Origin of the sequence: Candidatus Angelobacter sp., from assembly GCA_035607015.1 — a bacterium.
Lineage (GTDB): Bacteria > Verrucomicrobiota > Verrucomicrobiia > Limisphaerales > AV2 > AV2.
The window spans coordinates 1-3,845 of record DATNDF010000002.1 but is presented as its reverse complement, the minus strand read 5'-3'; the positions used below and the strand labels follow the sequence as shown (position 1 = coordinate 3,845).

Genomic DNA, 3,845 nt, shown 5'->3' with positions numbered 1-3,845 from the left:
ATCGTCCTCCAGCGTCGCCCGTCATTATTCGTTTCGCAACGCCGCTGGCCAAAATCAATACGACCCTGGCGCAGGTGCGCTGGAACCTCGTGGAAGTATCGTTTCTTATCTTGTTTCTGGGCATTGTGTTTTCGCTTCTGTTCTCCCAACGTTTTGCGAATCGCGTGACACGCCTTCAGGAGTTTTCGCGACGCGTCGCGAACGGCGATTTTCGCCCCTTGCCACGGGAGCGCGGCAATGACGAGCTTGGCGATTTGGCGCGCATCCTCAATGAAACAGCCGTTCGCCTGGAAGCTACGATTCGCTCGCTCACCGAGGAACGCAATCGCTCTGCTGCACTCCTGCGCAGCATGGTGGAGGGTATCGCTGTGGTCGATGTCCGCGAGCGCGTCACTTTTTGCAATCAGGCGTTTTCGAAAATCTGGAACGTGGGTTCAGCCGGTATCGAGGGCAAACCCGCGATAGAAGTGATCCGCCAAACTCATGTTCTCGAATTAATCCGCCAGGCGCTTTCCGGCAAAGAAACCCTTTATGGGGAAATTTCTTTGGGAACCGCGCAGCCGCGCAACTTCTCGGTAACCGTTGCGCCAATTCGCTCGTTCAACGACGTTATTACTGGCTCTGAGACGCAGCAAAAAAACGAGACATTCGGAGCCGTCGTTGTCCTCCACGAAATCACGGACATTCGTCGCCTCGAACAAGTGCGAAGGGACTTCGTCGCCAACGTTTCCCACGAACTCCGTACTCCGCTGACCGCAATTCAAGGCTTCGCTGAAACGCTCCTTGCCGGCGCCCTTGAAGACCAGAAAAATAACCGGCACTTCGTTGAAGTGATTCGGAACCACGCCGCTCGTTTGTCGCGCTTGACTGACGATCTCCTGAAACTGTCTCGCATCGAAGCCGGAAAGCTGGACATGGATTTTCAGCCGGTGGATCTTCAGGTGTTGATTGGAGCCGCAGTAGAATCCGCGCGCGGCGCAGCCAGCCAGAAGCTGCTATCTCTAGCCGTCGCAGATGTGCCGCGGAATCTGTCGCGTGTCCTCGGAGACGCCAGCTTTCTTCGCGAAGTGATGCGCAATTTGCTCGACAACGCTATTCAGTACACGCCTGTCGGCGGCAGCATCAGTGTCAGCGCAGCGGGGAGGGATGGTTTCGTCGTGATCACGGTAGCGGACACCGGGATCGGAATCCCGCAAGCCGACCAAGCCCGCATCTTTGAGCGATTTTATCGTGTCGACGCCGCGCGGTCGCGCGAAGTCGGCGGTACAGGCCTCGGCCTTGCCATCGCCAAGCACATTGTCGAAGCCCATGGCGGACAGATCTGGGTCGAGAGCACGGTCGCAGAGGGCTCGCAATTCCATTTTTCCCTGCCTGCCGCGGCTTGAGCCTTTCTCGCAGACTTCACGCACACGTCATCCGTTTCCTGGCTGCGCGGCCTCGACATCCGCCACAGACGGCCTAACTCGTTCAGTATCAGTAGGTCTAAATCCGGTCCCGAGTAGTTGTAACAGAACATTCATCTGCTCCTCATCTTCCGTTCAAGTGCATGTCGCAGACTTTGACCGATCCACGGAGCAGAACTTGACCCACATCCCACAACGTCAACACGACGGAAGAGTCTGCAAGGAGGAGTGAATGAGAAGGATCTTGGCTGGCTTTGTGGCAATGGCGCTTATGTCAGCGGTGCCCGCATTTGCAAATTCGGATGGAGCCAAGAGTACCGATACGTCCGCCAAGAGTGGAAATGCATCGTCTGTGGCCGCGACCGTGCGAAGCACGAAGAAGGGAAAGGAATCGGCCAGTAATGAAAGCTCTTCACCGGCGGCGAAAACAAACACTGCCGGTCCCGTCGTCGCAGTACCACCGTCGGCATCAGCCACCGTCTCGCCTTGCGCGACTGCGGCTTCCCCAAAGGAGGCGCAAGCTGGCGAACCGAATCCGTCGCCACTCTCGTTCAAGATTGGCGGCGCGGATTTCACACCCCTCGGCTTTCTGGATTTCACGGCGGTCTATCGTTCAACCGATGTCGGCAGTGGCATCGGGACAAGTTTCGGCTCCATCCCGTTCAACGGTGCTTCGCCCGCCGGCCGGTTGTCGGAGACCCGCCTCAGCGCGCAAAACTCGCGCATCGGGTTGAAGGTAGATGCGAATCCCGGCGACTTCAAAGTCACCGGCTACCTCGAGGCGGATTTTCTCGGCAACGCTCCGGGCAATCTCGAGGTGACGAGCCACTCCGATACCCTGCGCCTGCGCCTTTACTGGGTTGACGTTCATCGCGGCAACTGGGAAGTTCTTGCCGGCCAATCCTGGAGCATGATGACACCCAACCGCACCGGAATCTCTCCCATGCCCGGCGACATTTTCTTCAGTCAGGATATGGACACGAATTACCAAGTCGGCTTGGTTTGGCTGCGCACTCCTGGTTTCCGCGTCGTCTACCACGCCACCAGCAACTGGACTCTCGGCTTTGCCCTCGAAGATCCCGAACAGTTTACCGGCGGACTTGTTGCTTTCCCGGCAGGCTTCAACTCGTCCCAAGTTGACGATGCCGGCGGCAATGCCAAGACTCCCAACATCGGCCCCGATATCATTGCGAAAGTCGCCTACGACACAAAGGTCAGCGGTCACGCGTTTCACATCGAGGCTGCTGGCCTCTATCGGGCCTTCCGTCTGAACACCGCTTCGACCAATGTCAACGCCACCAAATCCGGAGGCGGCGGCTCCGTCAACGTGAACTTCGAAGTAGTCAAGAATCTCCATCTCATCGCCAATTCCTTTTGGAGTGATGGCGGTGGCCGGTACATCTTTGGCCTCGGCCCCGATTTTGCGGTCACGACAAATGCGGCCGGCAATTTTGTTCCTTCGCCTCTTCATGCCGGTTCCGGTATCGCTGGATTCGAATATCAATTCACTCCCCAGACCATGGTTTACGGCTATTACGGCGCCGCATACTTCGGCCGCAATTTCCAGCAAGTGACGCCAGGCCCGCCGCCCGCGTTCGTAGGCTACGGCTTTCCTGGCTCGGGCAGCGCTCAGAATCGCACCGTTCAGGAGGCCACATTCGGGGTTACCGAGACTCTGTGGAAGAACGTCAAGTACGGTGACTTGAAGATCATGACGCAGGCTTCTTATCTCTCGCGAAATCCTTGGTCCAACACCGGCACTGCCGGAAACGCCAACAGCGCACACCTCGGGATGGGCTTTGTAAACTTGCGCTACGACCTGCCGTAAACGACTGATCGTTACGAGAAATTTGCGTGGGTGAAATAACTCAGAAGCTCTTGAAAAAGGAGAATCGAATCGTGAAACAATCCCTTTGCGCTCTGTTCCTCGCCATCCTGGCCGTGGCGGGCTGCTCTTCGAAAACCGGCCAATCTTCCGAGAATGCATCCCAGACCGTCCGCCTCACTGGCGCAGGCAGCACCTTCGTGTATCCCATCATGTCGCAGTGGGAGAGCCAGTTTCAGGCCGCACACCCCACCGTGCAGATCAATTACCAGTCGATCGGTAGCGGCGGCGGAATTCAGCAGGTCAAAGCTGGCTTGGTCGATTTCGGTGCCAGCGACGCGGCGCTCGACGACAAACAGCTCGCTTCCATGCAGCCCATGATCCAAATCCCGGAAAGCGCCGGCCCTGTTTGCATCACCTACAACTTGCCGGAGCTGAAACAGCCATTGCGGTTGACGGCGGCTGCGCTTTCAGGCATCTATCTCGGCACGATTAAGAACTGGCGAGACCCGGCAATTGCCCATAGCAACCCTGGCGTTATTCTGCCCAACAAGACAATTATCGTCGTTCATCGCTCCGAGGGCAGCGGGACCACCAACATTTTCACGACATACCTA

3 protein-coding genes are annotated in these 3,845 nt (G+C 57.3%); all 3 read left to right on the top strand.

Going from position 1 to position 3,845, the window contains the following annotated elements:
• Window positions 1-74: 74 nt before the first annotated feature.
• Window positions 75-1,385 (top strand): ATP-binding protein, encoded by a 1,311-nt coding sequence (locus VN887_00065; GenBank protein HXT38392.1) that lies wholly within the window; start codon window positions 75-77, stop codon window positions 1,383-1,385.
• A gap of 370 nt (window positions 1,386-1,755) precedes the next feature.
• Window positions 1,756-3,231, top strand: coding sequence for a hypothetical protein (locus VN887_00060; protein HXT38391.1), 1,476 nt, complete (start codon window positions 1,756-1,758; stop codon window positions 3,229-3,231).
• A 50-nt stretch (window positions 3,232-3,281) separates the two neighbouring features.
• Window positions 3,282-3,845: phosphate ABC transporter substrate-binding protein PstS (locus VN887_00055; GenBank protein ID HXT38390.1), on the top strand; the 564-nt coding region annotated here is incomplete at its 3' end.